The sequence below is a fragment of the Nocardioides pyridinolyticus genome, from assembly GCF_054653575.1.
In genome coordinates this window covers 13,836-35,774 of record NZ_BAAIFY010000017.1, presented here as the reverse complement: position 1 = coordinate 35,774, position 21,939 = coordinate 13,836, and the positions used below count along the sequence as shown (strand labels likewise).

The window sequence follows — 21,939 nt, the reverse complement described above, 5'->3', positions numbered from 1 at the left end:
CGCGGTATGACACCTCGTCGGGGCGCCGTTGTCAGCCGACTTGCAGGTTCCTGCAACGTGCGAGACTCGCGGCATGAGCGCCGTCGTGGACCGCTTGCTGCGCTGGGAGGACGCCGGCGGGACGTGGTACGCCGTGGGTGCCGGTGAGGTGGCGCTCTGCCGGTGCGACGGCGGCGAGGTCGTCGAGCGGCTGCCGGTCGAGGACGAGGAGACGGCGGCGTACCTCTGCGGCCGGCCGGCCAGCGACCGATGACGGTCTTCATGGTGTGGACCGACGCCGACCTCGCGGCGGCCGACCTGCTCGGCCCGTGGCGCGAGGTCCGCGTGGCCGCGCCGGGGCTGGCGTTCGTCGACAGCGACGAGACGCTGTCGCGGGTCTACCACGAGGTGAAGTGGTCGCTGCCCGACGGCGCCGCGCTCGCGGTGGCGCCGGTCAGCGGAGCCAAGGCCAAGGGGCTCGCGCCGGGGACGAACACCTGGCTGCGGCGCGCATCGGACGACGGAGGCGTGGATACCGGCTCGGCATGAGCGAGAACCGGACCGGCCAGGGCCAGCGCGCCGTCGTCACGGGTGCCTCGACCGGCATCGGCCGGGCCATCGCCCGTGAGCTCGTCGAACGCGGGTACGACGTCGTGGTCGCCGCCGAGGAGCCGGAGATCCAGCAGGCCGCGGCCGAGCTCGGCGCGACCCCGGTGCAGGTCGACCTCGCGACCGCGGACGGTGTCGAGGAGCTGCACCGGCGGGCGTCGGAGGCCGGGCCGACCGACGTCCTGGTGCTGAACGCCGGCGTCGGCGTGAGCGGCCGCTTCGACAAGACCTCGCTGGCCGACCAGCTCAACCTGGTCGACCTCAACGTCCGCTCGACCGTACACCTCGCGCACCTGGTGCTGGGCGAGATGGCCGCCCGCGGCTCGGGGCGGGTGCTCGTCACCTCGTCGATCGCGGCCGTCGCGCCGGGGCCCTACCACGCGACGTACGCAGCCTCGAAGGCGTTCGTGCACTCCTTCGCCGAGGGCATCCGGGAGGAGCTCAAGGACACCGGCGTCACGGTGACCTCGCTGATGCCCGGCCCGACCGACACCGAGTTCTTCGCCCGCGCGGACATGGGCGACACGAGGATCGGCCGGATGGAGGACAAGGACGACCCGCAGGACGTCGCGCGCGACGGCGTCGAGGGGCTGCTGAAGGGCCGTCCGAGCGTCGTCGCGGGGTCGTTCAAGAACCGCATCCAGGCCGAGCTCGGCACCCACCTCCCCGGCGCGCTCGCCAGCCGGATCTTCGCGCGGATGACCAAGCCCGAGGGGGAGTAGCCGCCGGCGCGCATGCGACGGGAGCCGCGCGATCACAGGGATGGCATGGGTGACCGCACGGCCGACGTGTGGGGGGCGAGGACGAGGTCGACCGGTGGGTCCACTCGGCCTGCGTGCTGTGCAGCAACGGCTGCGGCTGCGACATCGCGGTCAAGGACGGCCGGATGGTCGGGGTCCGTGGCCGGGCGGGCGACCGGGTCAACCGCGGCCGGCTGGGACCCAAGGGCCTCTACGGCAGCACGCCGTGGGCGTCGTCGCCGGACCGGCTGACCCGCCCGCTGGTCCGGGAGGGCGGCGAGCTCCGCGAGACCGACTGGGACACCGCGCTCGGGCGCGTCGTCGAGCGCTCGCAGCGGCTGCTGGCGGAGAAGGGGCCGCTGTCGCACGGGTTCTGCACCAGCGGCCAGCTGTTCCTGGAGGAGTACTTCCTCCAGGCCGTCATCGGCAAGGCCGGCCTCGGCACGCCGCACATGGACGGCAACACGCGGCTCTGCACGGCCTCCGCCGCCGCGGCGCTCAAGGAGTCGTTCGGTGCGGACGGCCAGCCGGGGTCGTACGACGACATCGAGCACTGCGACGCGCTCTTCCTCTTCGGCCACAACATGCCCGAGACCCAGACGGTGCTCTGGTCGCGGATCCTCGACCGGGTCGAGGGCGCCGACCCGCCGCGCGTGGTGTGCGTCGACCCGCGCCGCACCCAGGTCGCGGTGGCGGCCGAGCGCACCGGCGGCGTCCACCTCGCGCCGCGCATCGGCACCAACCTGGCGCTGCTCAACGCGATCACCCGCGAGCTCCTCGTGCAGGGGTACGCCGACCGCGACTGGATCGACGCCCACACGATCGGCCTCGACGAGCTGAGCGCGACCGTCGACGCCGCCACCCCGGAGGAGGCGGGCCGGGTGTGCGAGGTCGACCCGGAGGACGTGCGGCGCGCGGCCCGCGTCTTCGGCGAGTCCGAGGCCGTGCTCAGCACCGTCCTGCAGGGCTTCTACCAGTCCCACCAGGCCACCGCGGCCGCGTGCGCGGTGAACAACCTGCACCTGCTGCGCGGGATGATCGGCCGTCCCGGCGCCGGCATCCTGCAGATGAACGGCCAGCCGACCGCGCAGAACAACCGCGAGACCGGCGCCGACGGCGACCTCACCGGCTTCCGCAACTGGGACAACCCGGCCCACGTCCGGCAGCTGGCCACGCTCTGGAACGTCGACCCGATGACGATCCCGCACTGGGCGCCGCCGACGCACGCCATGCAGCTGTTCTCCTACGCCGAGAGCGGCAGCATCGAGCTGCTCTGGATCTCCGCGACCAACCCCGCGGTGTCGATGCCGGAGTCGGCGCGGATCCGCCGGATCCTCGGCGGGGACCAGTGCTTCGTCGTCGTGCAGGACCTCTTCCTCACCGAGACCGCCCGGCTCGCCGACGTGGTGCTCCCGGCCGCGGGGTGGGGCGAGAAGACCGGGACGTTCACCAACGCCGACCGCACCGTGCACCTGTCCGAGCAGGCCGTCGACCCGCCCGGCGAGGCCCGCAGCGACCTCGACATCTGGCTGACCTACGCCGACGCGATGGGCTTCACCGACCGGGACGGCGCGCCGCTGGTGAGGTGGCGGACGCCGGAGGAGGTGTTCGGCGCCTGGGTCGAGGCGAGCGGCGGTCGCCCCTGCGACTACACCGGCTTCACCTACGGCCTGTTGCGGGAGCGGGGCGGCGTGCAGTGGCCGCTGGGCACCGAGCGGCTCTACGCGGACGCGCGCTTCCCGAGCGAGACCGAGTACTGCGAGACCTACGGCCACGACCTCGCCACCGGCGCCACGATCACCGAGCAGGAGCACCGCGCGATGCGGCCCGGCGGCCGCGCGATCCTCAAGGCGGCGGCGTACTCCCCGGCGCACGAGGAGCCCACCGACGAGTTCCCGCTGCTGTTCACGACCGGGCGCGTGGTCTACCAGTTCCACACCCGCACCAAGACCGGACGCTCGCGGAAGCTCGACCGCGCCGCGCCTGACCCGTGGGTGGAGATGAGTGCCGCCGACGCCGAGCGACTGGGCATCGCCGACGGCGACCGGGTGCGGGTCGAGTCGGCGCGGGGTGCCATCGTCGTGCCGGCCCGGATCGGTCCGGTCATGGAGGGCGCGGTGTTCGCGCCGTTCCACTACGCCGGCGAGGGCCAGGCCAACGAGCTGACCATGACCGTGTGGGACCCGGTGTCCAAGCAACCGACGTTCAAGACCGCCGCCTGCCGGGTCGTCCGGACGGACCGGATGGGGGAGTGATGCCGCACCTCGCGACCTACGTCGGTCTCGCCGACCACAGCGAGCGGCCGCTCGCCGACTCCTTGCGTGCCGTGGCGGAGGGCCACGCGCGGGTAGCCGACGTCGTCCACACCTGCCGCCAGCTGGCCGGCTGGTGCGACGACCACCGCGCGCGGATCGCCCCCGCCGTCGAGAGGTACGGCGAGGAGGACGTCGGCGAGCCGGAGCGGCTGCGTCACGCCGGCCTGGCGCAGGCCCGGGAGGGCGAGGTCGGGCTGCTCCGCGACCTCCAGGACCTGCACCTGCTGGCGACGCTCACCCACGCGCGACGCCGAGCTGCTCGCGATCGCGCAGCACTGCGACGCGGAGACCGTGCGCGAGATCTCCTGGCTGGAGACCCGGTTCAAGGTCGCCGCGCCGCAGGCGCTGATCGTCGCGCCCTGAGCAGCGGTCAGGCCGGGAACCGCTCCCACACGCGGTGGAGGGCCATCTGGTCCTGCACCTGCGTGAGCACCTCGGTGGCCGCGTCGCCGCCGACGACCCCCTCCGCGCCGGCGATGCCGGCGGCCTCGAGCACGCTCGTGCCGGCTCCCCAGGCGCCGATCACCTTGCAGTGCCGGTAGGCCTCCTCGAGGAGCAGCACGACCCGCGGGTCGACGGCCGCGGTGTCGGCGGCGCCGGCCTTGGCGTCCCGGTTCGGCAGGGCGTCCGGGGCGGGCACGGGCGCACCGGCCACGAGCACGGCGTCGAACTCGACCGAGCGGGTGGTGGCGAAGGTCCGCTGGACCGGCAGGCCGTCGATGGTGCCGCCGTGCGGCCCGATCAGCAGCGGGACGACGCCGGCGGCGAACAGCGAGGCGCGCACCTCCGCGACGCCGTCGAGGTCCCCGTCCGGGTCGACCACGATGCCGACCATCCGGCCGTCCGGCGGCCAGGCCTCGCCCACCTGGGACAGCGCCGGCGACGGCTCCGGGTCGGCCAGCGGGATGGTCGCCTCGGGAGCCGGCAGTCCGAGCCCGGTCGCGACCTCGGCGCACAGCGTCGCGTCGATGCTCGCCAGGCACTGGAGCTGGCGCTCCTTGATCGCCTGCTCGTAGCACTTGCCGAGCTCGAAGGTGTAGGCACGGATGATGTGCTGCTGCTCGACCGGCGACATGCTCAGCCAGAACTGGCGGGCCTGGCTGAAGTGGTCGTCGTACGACGCCGGGTTCTCCCGCACCTTCCTGCCCTCGGCGACCTTCACCGGCAGGTGCTCGAAGGCGCCCGCGACGTCGCCGCCGGCGTGGAACGGGCAGCCGCCGTCCAGCGAGTTCGGCTTGTACGGCGCCACGCCGGTGTGCACCGCGTGCTGGTGGAAGCCGTCGCGGAACATGTCGTTGACCGGAGCGTGCGGCCGGTTGATCGGGATCTGGTTGAAGTTCGGCCCGCCGAGCCGGCTCAGCTGCGTGTCGACGTACGAGAACAGGCGGGCCTGCACCAGCGGGTCGTCGGTGGCGTCGATGCCCGGCACCAGGTGCCCGACGTGGAAGGCGATCTGCTCGACCTCGGCGAAGAAGTTGGTCGGGTTGGCGGTCAGCACCATCATCCCGATCGGTTGCACGGGGGCGAGCTCCTCGGGCACCAGCTTGGTCGAGTCGAGCAGGTCGATGCCCTGGAACATCTGGTCGGGGGTGTCCTCGAACACCTGCACGCCCAGCTCCCAGGCCGGGTAGGCGCCCGACTCGATGGCGTCGTAGAGGTCACGCCGGTGGAAGTCCGGGTCGATGCCGCCGAGCATCTGCGCCTCCTCCCACGTGAGCGAGTGGACGCCGAGCCGCGGCTTCCAGTGGAACTTCACCAACGACGTCTCGCCGGCCGCGTTCTGGAGCCGGAACGTGTGGACGCCGAAGCCCTCCATGGTCCGGTACGACCGGGGGATGCCGCGGTCGGACATGTTCCAGATCGTGTGGTGCTGCGCCTCGGTGTGCAGCGACACGAAGTCCCAGAACGTGTCGTGAGCGCTCTGCGCCTGCGGGATCTCCCGGTCGGGGTGGGGCTTGCCGGCGTGGATGACGTCCGGGAACTTGATGCCGTCCTGGATGAAGAACACCGGGATGTTGTTGCCGACCAGGTCGAAGTTGCCCTCGGAGGTGTAGAACTTCGTGGCGAAGCCGCGGGTGTCGCGCACCGTGTCGGCCGACCCGCGGGAGCCGAGGACGGTCGAGAACCGCACGAACGTCGGCGTCTCGACGCCCTTGCCGAGGAACGCCGCCTTGCAGATGTCGTCCGCGGTGCCGTAGCCCACGAACACGCCGTGGACGCCCGCGCCGCGCGCGTGCACGACCCGCTCCGGGATGCGCTCGTGGTCGAAGTGGGTGATCTTCTCCCGCAGGTGGTGGTCCTGGAGGAGGGTCGGGCCCCGCGGCCCGGCCTTCAGGGAGTGGTCGGTGTCGGTGAGGCGTACGCCGGACGACGTGGTCAGGTAGGCGTCCTGCTGGGCCCGCGCGGTCGGTGCCGCGCCGGTGTCGGCGCCGGTCGCGGTCGCGACCACCGGCGCACCCTGGTCCGGCTTCGGAGGCAGCGGCTCGCGCGGCTCCGTGGGCTCCTCGAGGCTGGGCGGCTCGGGTGCCGGCACTCCCGGCACGGGCTTCTCGGCGAGTTCGGCGGTCTTCTCGGCGATCGCGCCGACGACCTTCTCGAACGTGTCCTTGGCAAGCTGCTTGGGGTCCATCGTCTGCCAGTACCCGGGCGGTCGGCGCACACGCACGCCCGAAAGGGTTACGTCCTCGACGGACGTCGTGCACCTGCTGTTCGGCGTCCTCGGCCTCCTGGCGGCACGCGCCGCCGCCGCCTCGACCGCCGGCTGGCACCTCGTCATGCGCGGTCGGCCTGACGTCGCTCAGGTCGCGGGTACCCATCGGCTGAGCACCTCGTCGACCGCTGCCCGGTTGACCGGCTTGGCGAGGTAGTCGTCCATGCCGGCGGCCAGGCAGCGCTCGCGGTCGCCCTCGATGGCGCTCGCCGTCATCGCGATGATCGGGGTGTGCCGCAGGCCGGCCTCGCGGGCGCGGATCTCCGCGGTCGCCTGGTAGCCGTCCATGTTCGGCATCCGCACGTCCATGAGCACGGCGTCGTACGCCGCCCGCTCGAGCGCGTCGAGGGCGGCGAGCCCGTCCTCGGCCAGGGCGACGGAGTAGCCGAGGCTCTCGAGGATGCCGGTCGCGACGAGCTGGTTGATCTCGTTGTCCTCGACGACGAGCACCCGTCCCCGCCCGGGGCCGTGGCTCTCCGGCGCGGTCCGCCGCGCGGGCGGCGCCTGCGCGGTGGCCAGGGCCTCGAGCGTCGCCCGGAGCCGGCTCAGCGCCACCGGCTTGGTGAGGGCGCTGGCGATTCCGGCCGCCCGGGCCTCGCTGTGGCCGACGTCCGGGCCGGAGGTGAGCAGCACGAGCGGGAGCTCCGGGAGGTCCGGGTCCGCCATGATCCGGCGGGCGAGCGCGAGGCCGTCCATGCCCGGCATGCAGAGGTCGAGCACCCCGAGGTCGTAGGGGCGGCCGTCGCGCCCGGCGGCGGCCATCGCCTCCAGGGCGAGCGCGCCGCTCTCCACGGTGTCGACCCGCATGCCCCAGGCGCCGAGCTGGTCGTGCAGGATCACCCGGTTCGTGGTGTTGTCGTCGACGACGAGGCAGCGCAGGCCGGCGAGGCCCTCGGCGGACCGCGGCGGCGCGACGTCGGCGTCGTGGGCCACGCCCAGCGGGACGGTCGCCCAGAACGTGCTGCCCTCGCCGGGGGCGCTGGTCACGCCGATCTCGCCGCCCATGGCCTGGACGAGCTGCCGGCTGATCGCGAGTCCGAGCCCGGTGCCGCCGTACTGCCGCGTGGTGGAGGAGTCCGCCTGGGAGAACGGGTCGAAGAGCGCCTCGTGGTGCTCGGCCGCGACCCCGATGCCGGTGTCCGCCACCTCGAACCGCACCACGGCGCCGTCGTCGGTCCGGGAGTCGAGCTGGGCGCGCACGACGACCTCGCCCGAGGGCGTGAACTTCACGGCGTTGCCGACCAGGTTGATCAGCACCTGCCGCAGCCGGGCCGAGTCGCCCCGGAGGGCGACCGGGAGCTCGGGAGAGCAGTACGCCAGCAGCTCGAGGTCCTTCGCGCGCGCCGGCTCGGCCACGAGGTCGGCGACCTCCTCGACGAGGGGAGCGAGGTCGAAGTCGACCTCCTCGAGGTCCAGCCGGCCGGCCTCGACCTTCGAGAAGTCCAGGATGTCGGTGATGACGCCCAGCAGCGCCTGGCCGGCGCGATGGACCCCCTCGGCGTACTCGCGCTGGCGCTCGTCGAGCGGCGTGGTCAGCAGCAGGTCCGTGAGGCCGATGACGCCGTTCATCGGCGTGCGGACCTCGTGGCTCATCGTCGCGACGAAGGCCGACTTCGCGCGGGAGCCCTCCAGTGCCGCGTCCCGGGCGGCCGCGAGCGCGGCCCGGGCGCGCGCCTCGGAGCGCAGCAGCCGGGCGGTGCGCGCGAACGCGATGGCGATGAGGGCGAACATCCCCACGAGCACCGCGATCGGCTTCGGGTCGCGCCGCAGCACGGAGTCGACCAGCAGCAGCACGGGCGGCACCAGGAGCGGCCCGATGGCGATGCCGAGCCGGGCCAGCGGGTGCTGCTCGCCCTCGGGCCTCTCGGCCTCGGGCGGTGCCTGCGGCCGCAGGGTCGAGGTGGCCATGAGCATCGCGCCGAGCATCCAGCCGGCGTCCATGGCGGCCGATGCCGGGCCGCTGAACTCGAGCAGGAGGTAGCCGATGTCGGAGAGGAGCCAGCAGCCGACGCCGGCGGCGAAGGCGACGCCGACGGCCTGCCGGGCGCTGCGCACGGACAGGGCGCGGAGGACCAGGGCCAGCAGGACCGCGTCCAGGACCGGGTAGGCGGCCCAGACCGTGCGGGTGGCCGTCGGGACGGACGGGTCGGCGGCGATGTCGCCGATCGAGAACACCCAGAAGCCGAGCGTGCACAGGACGACGACGGTGAGCGCGTCGATGACCGCGTCGGCGTCGACGACGGTGCGGGCGCCCCGGCGCACGGTGAGCACGACGGCGACGGCCGCTCCGAGCAGGAGGTAGCTGGCGAAGTACGGAACGTCGGCGAGCGAGACGTCCGGCTCGGCGCCGCTCCAGGCGTAGAGCAGCCACGCCAGGTCGCCGATCGCCGAGAGCGTGAGGCCGGAGGCGATCAGCCCCGGCACCAGGCGCCGGGTCGTGGGGGCCAGGACGACGCCGAGCCACCCGAGCACGACCGGCAGCCAGACGCCGAGGAGGTAGGTGGTGTCGCCGACGGCCCCGCCCGGCTTCGCGAGGTGCCCGACCACGAGGACGGCCTCGGCCGCCCAGAACAGCACAGGCGATCGACGTGCGAGCTCCACAGCGTGCCTCCTTGGGCGCAGCGTAGACCCGGGAAGGTCCCATGACGCTCGTAAACTCCGTACCCATGGGGGTGAAGTTGCGGCCCGGCGTCCGGGCGCTGGACCGGCTGATGAAGGCCAGCGCGGGGTTCTCGGTGGCCCGGATGACGCCCGCCCAGCTGGAGCGGGCGCAGACCACGGTGATCCCGGACGGCGGGCCGGCGGCGCTGTTCCTCGGCCGGCGGGCGAAGGGCGTCGACGTGCGGACCACGACGTTCCCCGCGCGCCACGGCGAGCTGCCGCTACGGATCTACACCCCGGAGGCGTGGAGCCGCGACCCCCGGCCGGTCGTGGTCGGCTTCCACGGGGGCGGGTTCGTGCTCGGCAGTGCCCGGCAGGGTGACTGGAGCGCCAGCATCGTGGCCGCCGAGCTGGACGCCGTGGTCGTGTCGGTCGACTACCGGCTGGCGCCCACGCACCGGTTCCCGGCCGGCGTCGAGGACTGCTACGACGCGCTGCTGTGGACCGCCGAGCACGCCGCCGGCCTCGGCGGGGACCCCGCGCGGATCGGCGTCATGGGCGACAGCGCCGGCGGCAACCTCGCCGCGGTCGTGTCGATCATGGCGCGCGACGAGGGCGGGCCGGCGATCTCGCACCAGGCCCTGATCTACCCGGTGACCGACATGACCGAGGCGATCCAGGAGGACGCGTCGGTCCTGCTCAACGCCCGCGGCATCGTGCTCTCGAACGACGACATGGAGATCTTCCGCGGGCACTACCTCGGGGAGGACGCCGACCGCGCGGACCACCGGCTCTCGCCGCTGCGCGCGCCCGACCTCTCCGGCCTGCCGCCCGCCGTCGTCGTGGTCGCGGGCCTGGACCCGCTGCACGACAGCGGCGTCCGCTACGCGCAGGCCCTGGCCGACGCGGGCAACCGGGTGACGGTGGAGGACTTCCACCAGATGCCCCACGGGTTCCTGAGCTTCCCGTACTTCAGCAAGGGTGCCCGGCCCGCGATGGACGCGATCGTCGCGTCCATGCGGGCCGCCCTCTCCTGAGCGGGCTCCTGAGTGGCCACCGGAGGGGCCAGTCGACTCAGCGGAACCGGGTCAGCGGAACCGGGTCAGCGGAACCGGGTCAGCGGAACCGGGTCAGCGGAACCGGGTCAGCGGAACCGGGTCAGGATGCGTTGTCGAGCAGCTTGCGGCGCAGCTGCATGGTCGCGCGGCTGTGCAGCTGGCTCACCCGCGACTCGGTCACGCCGAGCACCTGGCCGATCTCGGCGAGGGTGAGGCGCTCCCAGTAGTAGAGGGCGACGACCACCTGGTCGCGCTCGGCGAGCTCGCGGACCGCGCGCAGGAACCCGGGCGGCAGATCGTCGTCGACGCCCGGCAGGTCGGAGCGGGCGCGGGGTGCGTCGTCGTCGAGAACGGTCTCGAAGCTCACGACGCTGGTGTGCGCGGTGAGCGTGTAGACCTTGCGCAGCTCCTCGATCGAGAGGTCGAGCTCGTCGGCGATCTCCTGGTCCGACGGCGCCCGGCCCAGCTCCGCCTCGAGCCGGGTCTGCGCGGCGTCGATGTCCCGGATCTTCTCGCGCACCGATCGAGGCACCCAGTCCGAGCTGCGCAGTCCGTCGACGATCGCGCCCCGGATGCGGGTCACGGCATAGGTCTGGAACTGCAGACCGCGCTCGGGCTCGAACTTGTCGACCGCGTCCATCAGCCCGATCACGCCGTCGGAGACGAGGTCGTTCTGGTCCACCGACGCCGGGAGGCCGGACCGGACGCGGCCGGCCACGAACTTCACCAGGGGCGAGTAGTGCACGACCAGGCGGTCCCGGGCGTCCCGGTCACTGTCGGCCTTGTACCGTCGCCACAGCTCGTCGACGGACTGCTCGGGCGAGTGCTGGTCCACCGTCTCACCGTAGTGTGTCGGCCCACCCGAGCAGCGGGGCCGGGTCGCACGGCGTGCCGTCGAGCCGCACCTCGAAGTGGAGGTGCGGCCCGGTCGAGTTGCCGTCCTCGCCGACCAGCCCGATCGGCGTACCCGCCTCGACGACGTCGCCGGTGACCACGTCGGTGCGGGAGAGGTGGGCGTACCAGGTCTCCATGCCGTTGCCGTGGTCGATCCGGACCAGCGAGCCGGCCCACCCGGGCTGCTCGACGGTGACGGTCCCGGCCGCAGCCGCGACGACGGGCGTGCCGGTCGGGGCGGCGAAGTCCAGGCCGGTGTGGGCCCCCGACGACCAGCGGGAGCCGGCGTCGCCGAAGCCGGCGGTCAGAAAGTAAGTGGCCGGCACCGGGACCAGGAACGGTCCGTCGGCCACCGGTGCCGCGGGCTGGACACCGCAGGTGCCGCCCTCGGGTGCGGCCGGCTGGGGGTCGGCGCCGCCGACGCCCACGCGCCGCACGGCGAGCAGGTCGGTCACCGGCCGGACCTCGGCCACGCCGGTCGCGGCGTCGGCGACCACCGCCCGGTCGGCACCGACGTAGATGCCGGTGCCGGTCAGGCCGGCTCGCCTGCTGCCCAGGAGGACGACGTCGCCGAGCTGCACCGAGGCGGTGGGCACCGCGGCCAGCGCGTCCCACTGGCCGAAGGCGTCGGCCGGCGTGCCGAGGTCGGGGCCGGCCCACACCTCGGCGACCAGGCCGCCGCAGGCGTACGCCGTGGCGACGCCGGTCGTGGCCTGTCCGACCCGCCGGAACGCCTCCGAGACGGCGCGCACGGTCTCGGCCGACAGCACGGTGACCTCGGCGCCGTCCTTCCGCTGCGCGGCGGCGATGCCGGTGGCCAGGTCGAAGCCGCTGCCGCGGGCCGGCTCCAGGCCCTCGGGGAGCTCGTCTGGGTCGGCCAGGTCCGCCAGCGCCGGCGGCACGACGGCGGCGTCGGCGACGCTGCCGAGGTAGGTGTGCCAGTCGGCGAGAGCCACGTGGTTGAGCCGGTCCTGGTCCCCGTCGGTCGCCGCGTAGGCCGAGGGGAAGCGGGCGAACTCGACCGCGCGCTCGGCGTACTCACCGGCGGTGAGGGCGGCCTCGGCGCGCATCCGCTGCCGCTCCGCACGCTCCCACGCGCGATGGGCCGTGTCGGCCTCGGCGATCTGGTCGACGAGCTCCTCGTGCACCAGGTCGGCGAGGGCGCGGGCGTCCTCGGCGTCGGCGGCCGCCTCCGCGGCACGGTCGAGGTCACTGGGCTCGGGGGAGAACAGGCTGGTGATCGCGCTGACCACGCCGCCGTCGTCCTCACCGACCGCCGCGTGCAGCTCCTCGGCGCGTCCCTCGGCGGCAGCGGCCGTCGCCGCCACGCGCTGGTACTGCGCGCTGAGCGCGGACACCTGGGCCAGCTCGGCCCGGTACTGGACTCGCGCGTCCGTGATCGCCGTCGCGGGCGTGGCGGCGGAGGCCGGACATGCGAACGCCAGCGTGGCCGCGACCGCGGCCGCGCTGGCGATCGTCAGGAGATGCCTGAGCACGGTGCTCCTCGACCGTTCGTCAGTCGTCCAGGAGGGCGATCTCCTGCAGGAGCGCCATCCCGGGGACGGGGATCGAGGGGGGTGCGGCAGGCACCGGGGCCGTCCCGCCCAAGCCCGGGGCGGTCGGTGCACTCACCGCCGCCGACGGCCGCCCGAGTCCGTGGCTCGGGGCGACGTCGACGGCGAAGACCGTGCGCACGACGGCGGCCATCTCCCGCAGCAGGCGGACGGCGTCCTCGTGCTCCAGGGTCGGGGCCGGCTCAGGGCTCCCGGTCGTCATGGTGGGGGGTTCCTTCACGCGTCAGTGGAGAGACCCGCGCCGGGCGGCTTGGGGGGACGAGCCGCCCGGCGCGGATCCGGTCAGGGGATCAGTTGAACGTGCCCGTGGTGCAGAGACCAGCCGGCGCGGACTCGACGGTCGTCCCGGTCGCGCTGTCGTACCAGTACGTCGTGCTGGTTCCGGTGTTGGTGCCCTTGATGCAGTAGGCGGTCGGCTTCGTGGCGCTGTTGACGGCGAGGGTGATCACGTTGCCCTCGGTCTTCTTGAAGTTGAGGTCAGCCTCGGTGACGGCGGATGCATACGAGGCGTTGTCGACGTAGTAGGTCTCCTGGGCCGTGGCGAGCGCCTTGAGGTCGGACTTGATGCCGGCCTGGACGCCCTTCTCGCGCTGGCTGAGGAAGACGGGGATGGCGATCGCGGCGAGGATGCCGATGATCACGATGACGACGAGGAGCTCGATCAGGGTGAAGCCCTGGTCCTTCTCCTTCAGGGACTTCTGCATCCGAGCAAGCATGGGTTTCTCCTGTAAGGGGGGGTGGTCGTGCTGCGGTGTTACCGGAAGAGATGTCGGCGGCCGCGGAGCCCGGACTTGAGGGTGGACCAGACCTTTTTTCCGCTGGGGCGTGTGATCTCAGTCGCGGTAGCGCGGCTGGATCTCGCCGAAGGTCTTCTGGCCCCACGTGGCGCGCACCGGGTCCAGGAAGTACGGCGGCGGGGCGTACCGCAGCCGGGTGTCGTAGTTGTAGTCCTTGAGGTAGCCGTGGGTGCCCTGGCCGACCGGGCCGCGGAAGCGCTGGGCGATCGTGCCGTAGAGGCGGATCGTGCCGAGGTTGGCGCCGACGTCGTACTGCTGGACCTCGAAGCTGTGCTGCAGGCTGAGGATCGCGGCGTCGACGTGCGGGCTGGTGACCGAGCCGGCGAGGTTGGTCGAGCCGCGGGCCCACCTCACGCAGGGGCCCTGCGTCCACTCGTACTCGCGCTTGCGGGAGTTCCACGTCCACTGGCCGGAGTACTCGCTGCAGGTCTTCGAGATCGGGTGGTAGATCTGCACGGAGTTCTCGGCGACGAGCCCGAGCGCGTCGGTGCCGTTGTCGCCGCCGTCGTAGGTGAGGTTGCCGGTGATCACGACGTTGTTCTCCGCCGAGATCGTGACGCGGCCGCGCAGCACGCCGTCGACGTACACGGTGCCGTTGCGGCAGGAGAACTCCGCCAGGGTCTGGTTGTAGTCGTCCGCGCTCGGGAAGCCGCCGATCGAGCCGCCCGCGCACGGCGCGCCGGCCGCCGGCTGGGACTGCGTGGGCGGGACGTTCTGCACCATGATCAGGTTGTTCGACGGCACGTCGACGGTCTGCGGCCAGGAGCCCCCCGCGTTGCCGCAGCCGGGGTTGAGCCCGGTCGTCGACCACGGGCTCCAGACCTTCATCTGGGCGGGGCTGGTCGCGCTCAGGGGGTCGAGGAACTGGATCCGCGTCGGTCCGGTGTAGAGGCAGCCCAGCACGGACGGCGCGTCCGGGCCGGGGGTGACGAACTGGCGCAGGTCGCCGATGGTGCCGGGGAGCTCGAGCTCGTTGCGGTAGGTGATGCCCTGGGAGAACGTCGGGTGGCCGCCGCCGCTGGTGCCGGACCGGTAGCACCTCGTCGCGGGCTGGGGGACGCCGTCGACCGGCTTGCAGGCCGGCAGCGAGGTCGTGACGGTGCCGGTGAACCAGGGGCCCTTGCCGGCGTACGTCCCGCTGGTGGCGTCGGTCATCAGGATCGAGTCGTTGGAGTGGATCGGCCCGTTCAGCTTGTCGCCGCCGATGAACGTGATGTCGTCGCAGTCCGACGCCTTCCGGCCGGCCCAGAAGTACTTCGCGCACTTGGCGTACTTGTCGACGGGGTTGGCGTAGTCGGCGGGGTCCTTGGTCTCGTACGTCGTGTAGTAGAGGAACTCGCCGAAGCCCTCGCGGCGCAGCGTGACCTGGATGCTGCGGGTCGCGTGGTCGTCACCGGTCACGACCCGGCCGGTCGACACCAGGTCGATGGTGCCGTCGACGTGGGTCTGCGTGACGTCGATGTCGTAGTGGAACTCTCCGCGCAGCGAGCCCGGCACGTCGGACCAGCCCGGCTCCGTCGAGGAGCCCCACCCGCAGCTGTTCGCCGGCGCTGCCGGTCCTCGCAGGGCGTCGTTCTCGCAGTCGACGTGGAGCCAGTAGTTGTCGTCGGCGTTCAGCCGCGCGAGGAAGTCGTCGACGCCGGCCTCGGCGGCCGCCAGCGCCTCGTTCCACGCGACCGAGTGCCGCGCCTTGTCCATGGTCGCGAGCCCGTGGCTGAGCGCGACGCTCGCGATGATCATCGCGACCGTCATCGCGCCCAGGACCAGCAGCAGGGCCGAGCCCTCGTCGCGGTTCCTCGTCGGGGCGCTCATGACGGCTCCACGATCACGTTGAGGTCGGCGTTGGGCAGCCGGATCCGCTGGACCGTCGTGGTCGTGGGGTACTCCGCCCGGCCGGGGGCCGTCTGGACGGCGATGCTCACGTCGACGCTGGAGATGCTCGGCAGGTCGGTGCCCGCGACCGCGGTGCCGGCGATCGGCGCGCCGTCGAAGTCGTAGTAGGTGAAGACGCGCGGGCTCGGCCAGACCAGGCCCCGGGCGAGGACGCGACGCTCGGTGACGCACGTGGCGGCGGCCGGGTCGCAGAACTCGTACTTGCCGCCGGGCAGCGGCGTCGGGGGCACGCGGGTCTGGCGGAGCATCGCGGTGCCGTCGGCCCGGGCGGGGTCCGCGAGGACCTCGAGCGTGACCAGGCTGGGGCCGCCGCCGGTGTTCTCGATGTTGGCGTAGAACGTGACGCGGGTGCCGGCGGCCTGCACGATCGCGGTGTCCGCGCAGCTGTCGCAGGCCTGCTCGTCGAGCTGGGCCGGCAGTACGGCGGTGCGCAGCACCTTGCCGGTCGCGGCGATGCCCAGCTCGCCCTGGACGGAGTTGTCGAGGCGGACCTCGAGCCCGGCCGACGTCCGGACGCCGAGGATCGCGACCGTCATGACCATCGTGCCGAGCACGACGACGAGGCCGGCCGCCACGACCATCTCGACCACGCTCATCCCGGCGTCGCGCCGTTCCTCGTTCACAGCTGCACCACCGTCGTGCCGCTGCCGACCAGGACGACCTGACCGTTGATGGTCCACGCGCCGTAGGGCAACAGCACCCGCAGCACGCCACCCGGTGCGGGCTCCTCCGTGGGTGTCTCCGCGGGTGTCTCGGTGGGGGTCTCCGTCGGCGTCGCGCCCGGCGACTCGGTGGGGGACTCGGTGGGGGACTCGCTCGGCAGCGGGGTCGGCTCCTCGGTGGGCTCGACGACCTCGGTGACGGTCGTGCCCAGCGGAATGGTCGTCGTCGCCGTGCAGAGCCGGTCCGGGTCGTGGACCGCGGTGACCGACGTGCCCGGCGCCGCCCGGACCTCGACCTTGCCCAGCGGCACGGTGGTGGAGGAGGTCTGGCCCGGGAGGGTGGTGACCAGGCTGGACGAGCTGCCGTCCTCGCAGCCGCCGGTCCACACGTCGTACCCGCTGGCGTAGGGCCACAGCGTGGTGAGCGTGCGCGTGGACCCGGTGCCCGCGACGGTTCGCGCGCCGATCGGCTGGAGGCCGGTGCTGGCCAGCGTGAGGGGCAGGTCGGCGACGGCCGGCGGCAGCTCGTAGCCGTCGGGGTGCGGGATCGTCGCCACGATCGTGGCGGCCGCGTCGTACTCCACGGATCCGCGCCAGAGCTGGCCAGGCGCGAGGTGCACGTCGACGGTGGTCGTCGCGCGCCCGGCGGGGTCGACGAAGCCCGGGCTGTTGGCCGTCACGGTCCAGTCGCCGGCCGGTAGGTGCGACAGGAGGACGCAGCCGCGTCCGGCGTAGAGCGGTGCGTCGCCCGACGCCGTGGTGCCGGTCTTCACCTGGCCGGTGCTCGAGGTCGCGGTGACCAGAACGCCGCCGTTGCCCTCGCCGTCCGCCCCGACCACCTTGAGACCGATGTGGCTGAGGTCCGAGGAGTAGGTGCCCTTCCGGGGCGTCATGACGGTGTCGACGGTGACCGGGCGGCGGTCGCCGAGGCCGGGCCAGGTCACCATGACCTTGACGTGCAGGTAGGCGAGCTCGGTCGACGTGCCGTCGTCGCAGGCCGAGCTGTCGGCCTCGCTGCCGACCGCCTGCCACTGGGCCTCGCGGACCACCGTGTAGGGGATGTTGTCGACCACGAGCGGGCGGCCCGCCGTACCGCCCGGGAGCGGGTGCGGGTTCACCACCCGGTTCTCGGTGATCTGGTCAGGACCGCGGGTGATCGAGCTGAACATGTCGCGCACGATCTCCAGCTCGCGGACCGCGAGGTTGATCGCCGCGATCCGGCTCTTGTCGTCGCGCGCGGCCACGATCGCGGACCCGAGCACCGAGAGCACCGCGGTGCTCATGACGGCGAACAGGCCGATCGCCACGACGACCTCGACCAAGGTCATCCCGGCGTCGCGTGCGTGCGTGTCCCGAGAGGCCGTCATCCGTCACTCGATCATGTCGAAGATCTTGAACATGGGCATGTACAGGGCGATGATCATCGACCCCACGATGCCGCCGAGGAACGCGATCATCAGCGGCTCGATCAGGGCGGTCAGCGCCTCCGTGGTGGTCTCGACCTCGGCGTCGTAGAACTCCGCGATCTTCGCCAGCATCTGGTCGACGGCGCCCGACTCCTCGCCCGAGGCGATCATCTGCACGACCATCGGCGGGAACACGGCGTGCTCGGCGAGCGGGCCGGCGACGGACTCGCCCCGACGGACCGAGTCCCGGACGTCCTCCAGGGCCCGCGTGATCACGACCGAGCCCGAGGTGTCGCCGACGATCTCCAGCGACTGGAGGATCGGGACGCCGGAGCCCAGCAGCGTGCTCAGGTTGCGGGCGAACCGCGCCAGGGCGAGCTTCTGGAACAGGTCGCCGAAGACGGGGAGCCGCAGCTTGAGCGGGTCGACCACGCTCCGCACCCGCGGGGTCTGGGCGTACTTGCGCCACGCCCACACGGCCGCGACCAGCCCCACGACGAGCACGGGCAGCAGGTAGCGCAGGGCCTGGGAGAGGAAGACCAGGATCCGGGTCGGCAGCGGCAGGGTGCCGCCGAGGTCGTCGAACATCCCCTCGAAGACGGGGACGACGAACACCAGCATCGCGATGCACATGACGATCGCGAGCACGAAGACGACGGCCGGGTAGGTGAGCGCGGCCTTGATCTTGGCGCGCAGCTTCACGTCCGCCTCGAAGTTGTCGGCGATCTGGCGCATCGAGGTGTCGAGGAAGCCGCCGGCCTCGCCCGCCCGGACCATGCTGACCATCAGCGGCGGGAACACCTGGGGCTCGCGCGCGAACGCCGAGGACAGGCTGTGGCCGGACTCGACGTCGGACTTGACGCCGCGCAGGATCCGGCGCAGCTCGGGGTTCTCGACCTGCTCGCTCATGATCGTCAGCGCCCGGAGCATGGTGAGGCCCGCGTCGATCATGGTCGCGAACTGCCGGGAGAAGATCGCGAGGTCCTTGGTCTTGACCCGCTTGGGGAAGCCGAGGCGGATCTCGCGCTGCATGCCGACGTTCGCGGGGCGGACCTCGAGCGGGACGTAGCCCATCGAGCGGAGCCGCTCGGCGACCGCGGCCTCGGACGCCGCCTCGACCTTGCCCTCGGTGAGCTTGCCGCGCGCGTCGCGGACCTTGTAGGCGTACTGCGTCGCTCCGGACATGGTCACTGCCACCTGGTGGTCGCGCGGGTGACGTTCGAGCCGACCAGCGTCTCGAAGTCGTTGCGGTCGGTGCAGTGCTCGAGCCCGGCCTCGTAGGTGATCCGGCCGGTGTGGACCAGCCCGGCCAGGTGTCCGTTGAGGGTCTGCATGCCGTCCTTGGCGCCGGCCTGGAGGGCGCCCTGGATCTGCTGGAGCTTGTCGTCGCGGATCATCGCCCGGATGCCCGGGTTGCCGACCATCACCTCGACGGCCGCGACCCGGCCCGCGCCGTCCACGGTCGGGACGAGGGTCTGGCAGAGCACGCCCTGGAGCGCGGCGGCGAGCTGGGTGCGCACCTGCTGCTGCTGGTCGGCGGGGAACACGTCGACGACGCGCGTGATGGTGTCCTGCGCGGACTGGGTGTGCAGCGTGGCGAGGACCAGGTGACCGGTCTCGGCGGCGGTCAGCGCGACCGAGATCGTCTCCAGGTCGCGGAGCTCGCCGACCAGGATCACGTCGGGGTCCTGGCGCAGGACGTGCTTGAGCGCGGTGCGGAACGCGTGGGTGTCGTTGCCGACCTCGCGCTGGTTCACGATGCAGCCGCGGTGCTCGTGGAGGAACTCGATCGGGTCCTCGATCGTGACGATGTGGCCGCGCCGGGTGCGGTTGATCCGGTCGATGACCGCCGCGAGCGTGGTCGACTTGCCCGAGCCGGTCGGGCCGGTGACGAGCACCAGGCCGCGCTTGAGCGTGGTGAACCGGTCGACCGCGTCGGGCATGCCGAGCTTCTCCAGCGGGACGATCTCCCACGGGATCAGCCGCATGACGGCGCCGAGCGCCTCGCGCTGCTGGAAGACGTTGACGCGGAACCGGGCGTGCCCCGGGACCTCGTAGGCGAAGTCGAGCTCGAGCTCCTCCTCGAACACCTTGCGCTGACGCTCGGTCATCACGCCGTACAGCGCGGCCCGCAGCTGCTCGGCCGACAGCTCGGGCTGCCCCTCGATCGCGATCATCTCGCCGCGGACGCGCACGGTCGGGGGAGCCCCGGCCGTGAGGTGGAGGTCGGAGCCGCCGTCGTGGAGGACGTGCAGGAGGAGCTCGTCGAGCTCGAGCCGGGCGGGTCCGGTCGGCGCGGCGGTCGGCGCGGCGGTCGGCGCGGCGGTCGGCGTGGCGGTCGGCGCGGGAGTCGGAGCGGGAGTCGGAGCGGGCGCGGGCGTGGGCGGGGTGAGCGCTACCACGGGAGCAGCCACCGGCGCCGGAGGGGCGACCGGTGCCGCCAGCGGCAAGCCGAAGGTGGGTGTGTCGGACACGAAGGGTTTGTCGGAGCCCCGAGCAGCCGACTTGAGAGTGACCTGCGCGACTGCTCGCGGATCAGGCGACGACGCGGAGGATCTCCTCGATCGACGTCCGGCCTGCGGCGACCTTCTGCCAGCCGTCGGTCTTCAGGGTGGTCATGCCCTGGTCGCGGGCGACCCGGGCGACCTCGTCGGTCGAGGCGCGGGCGACGGCGAGCCGCGAGACCTCCTCGGTCACCGTCATGACCTCGTGCAGCGCCATCCGGCCGCGGAAGCCGGTCTGCGAGCAGGCGGAGCAGCCGACGGCGCGGTAGAGCGTCGGCGGGTCGTCGTTCGGGTCCCACGGGAAGCCGACGCGGTCGAGCTCGGCCGGGTCGGCGGCGTACGCCTCCTTGCAGCGCTCGCACAGCGAGCGGCACAGCCGCTGGGCGAGTACGGCGTCGAGCGCGGAGCCCACCAGGAACGGCTCGATCCCCATCTCGATGAGCCGGGTCACCGCGGAGGGGGCGTCGTTGGTGTGCAGGGTCGAGAGCACGAGGTGGCCGGTGAGCGCCGCCTCGACGGCGATCTGCGCGGTCTCGTGGTCGCGGATCTCGCCGATGAGCACGATGTCGGGGTCGGACCGCAGGATCGACCGGAGGGCCGAGGCGAAGGTCAGGCCGGCCTTGGCGTTGGTCTGCACCTGGTTGATCCCGGGGAGCCGGTACTCCACCGGGTCCTCGACGGTGATCACGTTGACGTCGGGCCGGTTGAGCTGGTTGAGCGTGGCGTAGAGCGTCGTGGACTTGCCCGAGCCGGTCGGCCCGGTGGCCAGGATCATCCCGTAGGGCTTGGTGTAGGACGCGTGGAAGCGCTCGAAGTTCTCGCGGCTGAAGTCGAGGTCGTCCAGGCCCAGTTGGGTGTTCGAGGTGTCGAGGATCCGGGCGACGACCTTCTCGCCCCACACCGTGGGCAGCGTCGCGACGCGCAGGTCGACCCGGCGGCCCTGGTGGCTCACCGACATCCGGCCGTCCTGGGGCACGCGTCGCTCCGCGATGTTCATGTCCGCCATGATCTTGAGCCGCGAGATCACGCCGTTCTGGATGTTCTTCGGGGAGCGGTGGGCGTCGTGCAGCACGCCGTCGATGCGGTAGCGGACCCGCATGTCGCGCTCGGTGGGCTCGATGTGGATGTCGGAGGCGCGGTCGCTGATCGCCTGGTTGATGAGGAGGTTCACGAACCGCACGACCGGTGCCTCGTCGTCGACCTGGGTGAGGCTGTCGAGGTCGTCGGCCTCCTCCTCGGGCGTGAGGTCCGAGGTGAGGTCGTGCAGCTCGCCCTCGGCCCGGTAGACCTGGTTGATCCGGGCGTCGATGTCGCCGCGGTTGGCGATGGCGAACCGGATCCGGCTGCGGGTCAGTCGGACCAGGTCGTCCTTGAGCTCGATGTCGCCGGCCTGGCGGGGGCTCACCGCGACGACGAGCTCGCCGTCGTCGAGGGAGAGCGGCAGTACGCCGGTACGGCGGGCGAACTCGGCCGGCAGCAGGGTGACCGCGGCCATGTCGACGATGAAGTCCGACAGCTCGACGTAGTCGAGGCCGGCGGAGAGCGCCGCGGTGCGCACGACGGTCGAGCGGTCGACCCATCCCTGCTCGAGGAGCACCTCGAGCACGCTCTGGTGGCGCTCGGCCGCGAGGCGGGTCGCCTCGTCGGCGTCCGCCTGGGTGAGCTGCCCGGTCTGGACGAGGGTGCGCACGGTGTCGCTCGAGGTCGGGGTGCGCATCCGGCTAGTCCTCGGGGATGACCGCGAGGGCAGCCACCGGGTTCTCGCGGTACCGCGAGATCAGCGCGGTCGTGGCCTCGTCGATCCGCTCGTGCAGCGCGCGGCGGTACTCGGTCAGCTGGGCCTCGGCGCGGGTGAGGCGCCGGACGGCGTCGGCCACCTGGGCGTCGTCGTGCGGGTCGACGTCGGTCGCCCACATCTCCGTGAGCTCCGGCAGCTCGGGCAGCGGCTCCGCGGCCCGGACGCTCACCAGCGCCTGACGGGTCTGCCCGGTGCCGGTGTCGCCGAGCACCCGGACCAGCTCGGGCAGCGTCAGCGTGTGGTCGGTCGCGGCCTCCGCGGCGAGCAGGTCGAGGCGGGCGTGCACGAGGCGGCGCCAGTACGACACCCGGTCCTCCTCGGCCTCCAGCCGCTGGCGGTACTCGCGCACCCCGGGCAGGTCGAGGGCGGCGAGGTCCTGGGTCTCCGGAGTCATCGGGG

General features: G+C 72.7%; 18 protein-coding genes. 5 read left to right on the top strand and 13 right to left on the bottom strand.

Translation table 11 applies throughout. The features are described from left to right. Positions 1-73 precede the first annotated feature (73 nt). The 4 genes from ACYQ0U_RS15065 (at position 74) to ACYQ0U_RS15050 (ending at position 3,583) form a co-directional block, all read left to right on the top strand. The gene (locus tag ACYQ0U_RS15065) at positions 74-253 is read left to right on the top strand and encodes a hypothetical protein (protein WP_459974303.1); all 180 of its coding nucleotides are present in this window, start codon (positions 74-76) and stop codon (positions 251-253) included. Continuing rightward, positions 250-528 (top strand): hypothetical protein, encoded by a 279-nt coding sequence (locus ACYQ0U_RS15060; RefSeq protein WP_459974301.1) that lies wholly within the window; start codon positions 250-252, stop codon positions 526-528. The genes ACYQ0U_RS15065 and ACYQ0U_RS15060 overlap by 4 nt, the downstream gene beginning before the upstream one ends. Next, positions 525-1,310 (top strand): SDR family NAD(P)-dependent oxidoreductase, encoded by a 786-nt coding sequence (locus tag ACYQ0U_RS15055; protein WP_459974299.1) that lies wholly within the window; start codon positions 525-527, stop codon positions 1,308-1,310. The genes ACYQ0U_RS15060 and ACYQ0U_RS15055 overlap by 4 nt, the downstream gene beginning before the upstream one ends. A gap of 68 nt (positions 1,311-1,378) precedes the next feature. Then, positions 1,379-3,583, top strand: a complete 2,205-nt coding sequence (locus ACYQ0U_RS15050; RefSeq protein WP_459974296.1) for a molybdopterin oxidoreductase family protein — start codon at positions 1,379-1,381, stop codon at positions 3,581-3,583. A 430-nt stretch (positions 3,584-4,013) separates the two neighbouring features. On the opposite strand, the gene ACYQ0U_RS15045 is transcribed toward ACYQ0U_RS15050, so the two are convergent. Together ACYQ0U_RS15045 and ACYQ0U_RS15040 are read right to left on the bottom strand one after the other, a co-directional pair. After that, positions 4,014-6,308: a catalase gene (locus ACYQ0U_RS15045; protein ID WP_459974294.1), complete on the bottom strand. Its 2,295-nt coding sequence runs from the start codon at positions 6,306-6,308 to the stop codon at positions 4,014-4,016. A 132-nt stretch (positions 6,309-6,440) separates the two neighbouring features. After that, the gene (locus tag ACYQ0U_RS15040) at positions 6,441-8,954 is read right to left on the bottom strand and encodes a hybrid sensor histidine kinase/response regulator (protein WP_459974292.1); all 2,514 of its coding nucleotides are present in this window, start codon (positions 8,952-8,954) and stop codon (positions 6,441-6,443) included. Positions 8,955-9,019: 65 nt separating this feature from the next. On the opposite strand from ACYQ0U_RS15040, the gene ACYQ0U_RS15035 reads away from it, so the two are divergent. Next, on the top strand, positions 9,020-9,991 hold the full coding sequence (locus ACYQ0U_RS15035; protein ID WP_459974290.1) for an alpha/beta hydrolase: 972 nt from the start codon (positions 9,020-9,022) through the stop codon (positions 9,989-9,991). A gap of 121 nt (positions 9,992-10,112) precedes the next feature. Here ACYQ0U_RS15035 and ACYQ0U_RS15030 read toward each other — a convergent pair whose 3' ends face one another. From ACYQ0U_RS15030 to ACYQ0U_RS14980, 11 genes are all read right to left on the bottom strand, one after another. Continuing rightward, positions 10,113-10,847, bottom strand: coding sequence for a FliA/WhiG family RNA polymerase sigma factor (locus ACYQ0U_RS15030; protein WP_459974288.1), 735 nt, complete (start codon positions 10,845-10,847; stop codon positions 10,113-10,115). A 4-nt stretch (positions 10,848-10,851) separates the two neighbouring features. Beyond that, positions 10,852-12,402 carry a peptidoglycan DD-metalloendopeptidase family protein gene (locus ACYQ0U_RS15025; protein ID WP_459974285.1) on the bottom strand — a complete coding sequence of 517 codons (1,551 nt, stop codon included), beginning with the start codon at positions 12,400-12,402 and terminating at the stop codon, positions 10,852-10,854. A gap of 19 nt (positions 12,403-12,421) precedes the next feature. Then, entirely contained in the window at positions 12,422-12,682 is a 261-nt protein-coding gene (locus tag ACYQ0U_RS15020) for a hypothetical protein (RefSeq protein ID WP_459974283.1), read from the bottom strand. Between the two features lie 88 nt (positions 12,683-12,770). Then, positions 12,771-13,184: a type IV pilin protein gene (locus tag ACYQ0U_RS15015; RefSeq protein WP_459974280.1), complete on the bottom strand. Its 414-nt coding sequence runs from the start codon at positions 13,182-13,184 to the stop codon at positions 12,771-12,773. Positions 13,185-13,313: 129 nt separating this feature from the next. Next, positions 13,314-15,089 carry a hypothetical protein gene (locus tag ACYQ0U_RS15010; protein WP_459974278.1) on the bottom strand — a complete coding sequence of 592 codons (1,776 nt, stop codon included), beginning with the start codon at positions 15,087-15,089 and terminating at the stop codon, positions 13,314-13,316. Next, complete coding sequence (locus ACYQ0U_RS15005) at positions 15,086-15,793, bottom strand: hypothetical protein (RefSeq protein WP_459974276.1); 708 nt, start codon at positions 15,791-15,793, stop codon at positions 15,086-15,088. The genes ACYQ0U_RS15010 and ACYQ0U_RS15005 overlap by 4 nt, the downstream gene beginning before the upstream one ends. After that, positions 15,790-17,199 (bottom strand): PulJ/GspJ family protein, encoded by a 1,410-nt coding sequence (locus ACYQ0U_RS15000; RefSeq protein WP_459974274.1) that lies wholly within the window; start codon positions 17,197-17,199, stop codon positions 15,790-15,792. Before ACYQ0U_RS15000 ends, ACYQ0U_RS15005 begins: the two co-directional genes overlap by 4 nt. Before the next feature lie 3 nt (positions 17,200-17,202). Then, positions 17,203-18,423 carry a type II secretion system F family protein gene (locus ACYQ0U_RS14995; RefSeq protein WP_459974272.1) on the bottom strand — a complete coding sequence of 407 codons (1,221 nt, stop codon included), beginning with the start codon at positions 18,421-18,423 and terminating at the stop codon, positions 17,203-17,205. A gap of 2 nt (positions 18,424-18,425) precedes the next feature. Next, on the bottom strand, positions 18,426-19,712 hold the full coding sequence (locus tag ACYQ0U_RS14990; RefSeq protein WP_459974270.1) for a type IV pilus twitching motility protein PilT: 1,287 nt from the start codon (positions 19,710-19,712) through the stop codon (positions 18,426-18,428). A gap of 61 nt (positions 19,713-19,773) precedes the next feature. Beyond that, positions 19,774-21,459 (bottom strand): GspE/PulE family protein, encoded by a 1,686-nt coding sequence (locus tag ACYQ0U_RS14985; RefSeq protein ID WP_459974267.1) that lies wholly within the window; start codon positions 21,457-21,459, stop codon positions 19,774-19,776. A gap of 4 nt (positions 21,460-21,463) precedes the next feature. Further along, entirely contained in the window at positions 21,464-21,934 is a 471-nt protein-coding gene (locus ACYQ0U_RS14980) for an RsiG family protein (protein ID WP_459974265.1), read from the bottom strand. Between the last annotated feature and the right edge of the window lie 5 nt (positions 21,935-21,939).

Coding starts and splice junctions, on each gene's coding strand:
- ACYQ0U_RS15035 (WP_459974290.1), top strand. CDS start 9,020: ATGGGGGTGAAGTTGCGGCCCGGCGTCCGGGCGCTGGACCGGCTGATG.
- ACYQ0U_RS15020 (WP_459974283.1), bottom strand. CDS start 12,682: ATGACGACCGGGAGCCCTGAGCCGGCCCCGACCCTGGAGCACGAGGAC.
- ACYQ0U_RS15055 (WP_459974299.1), top strand. CDS start 525: ATGAGCGAGAACCGGACCGGCCAGGGCCAGCGCGCCGTCGTCACGGGT.
- ACYQ0U_RS15015 (WP_459974280.1), bottom strand. CDS start 13,184: ATGCAGAAGTCCCTGAAGGAGAAGGACCAGGGCTTCACCCTGATCGAG.
- ACYQ0U_RS15060 (WP_459974301.1), top strand. CDS start 250: ATGACGGTCTTCATGGTGTGGACCGACGCCGACCTCGCGGCGGCCGAC.
- ACYQ0U_RS15000 (WP_459974274.1), bottom strand. CDS start 17,199: ATGACGGCCTCTCGGGACACGCACGCACGCGACGCCGGGATGACCTTG.
- ACYQ0U_RS14980 (WP_459974265.1), bottom strand. CDS start 21,934: ATGACTCCGGAGACCCAGGACCTCGCCGCCCTCGACCTGCCCGGGGTG.
- ACYQ0U_RS14995 (WP_459974272.1), bottom strand. CDS start 18,423: ATGTCCGGAGCGACGCAGTACGCCTACAAGGTCCGCGACGCGCGCGGC.
- ACYQ0U_RS15065 (WP_459974303.1), top strand. CDS start 74: ATGAGCGCCGTCGTGGACCGCTTGCTGCGCTGGGAGGACGCCGGCGGG.
- ACYQ0U_RS15010 (WP_459974278.1), bottom strand. CDS start 15,089: ATGAGCGCCCCGACGAGGAACCGCGACGAGGGCTCGGCCCTGCTGCTG.
- ACYQ0U_RS14985 (WP_459974267.1), bottom strand. CDS start 21,459: ATGCGCACCCCGACCTCGAGCGACACCGTGCGCACCCTCGTCCAGACC.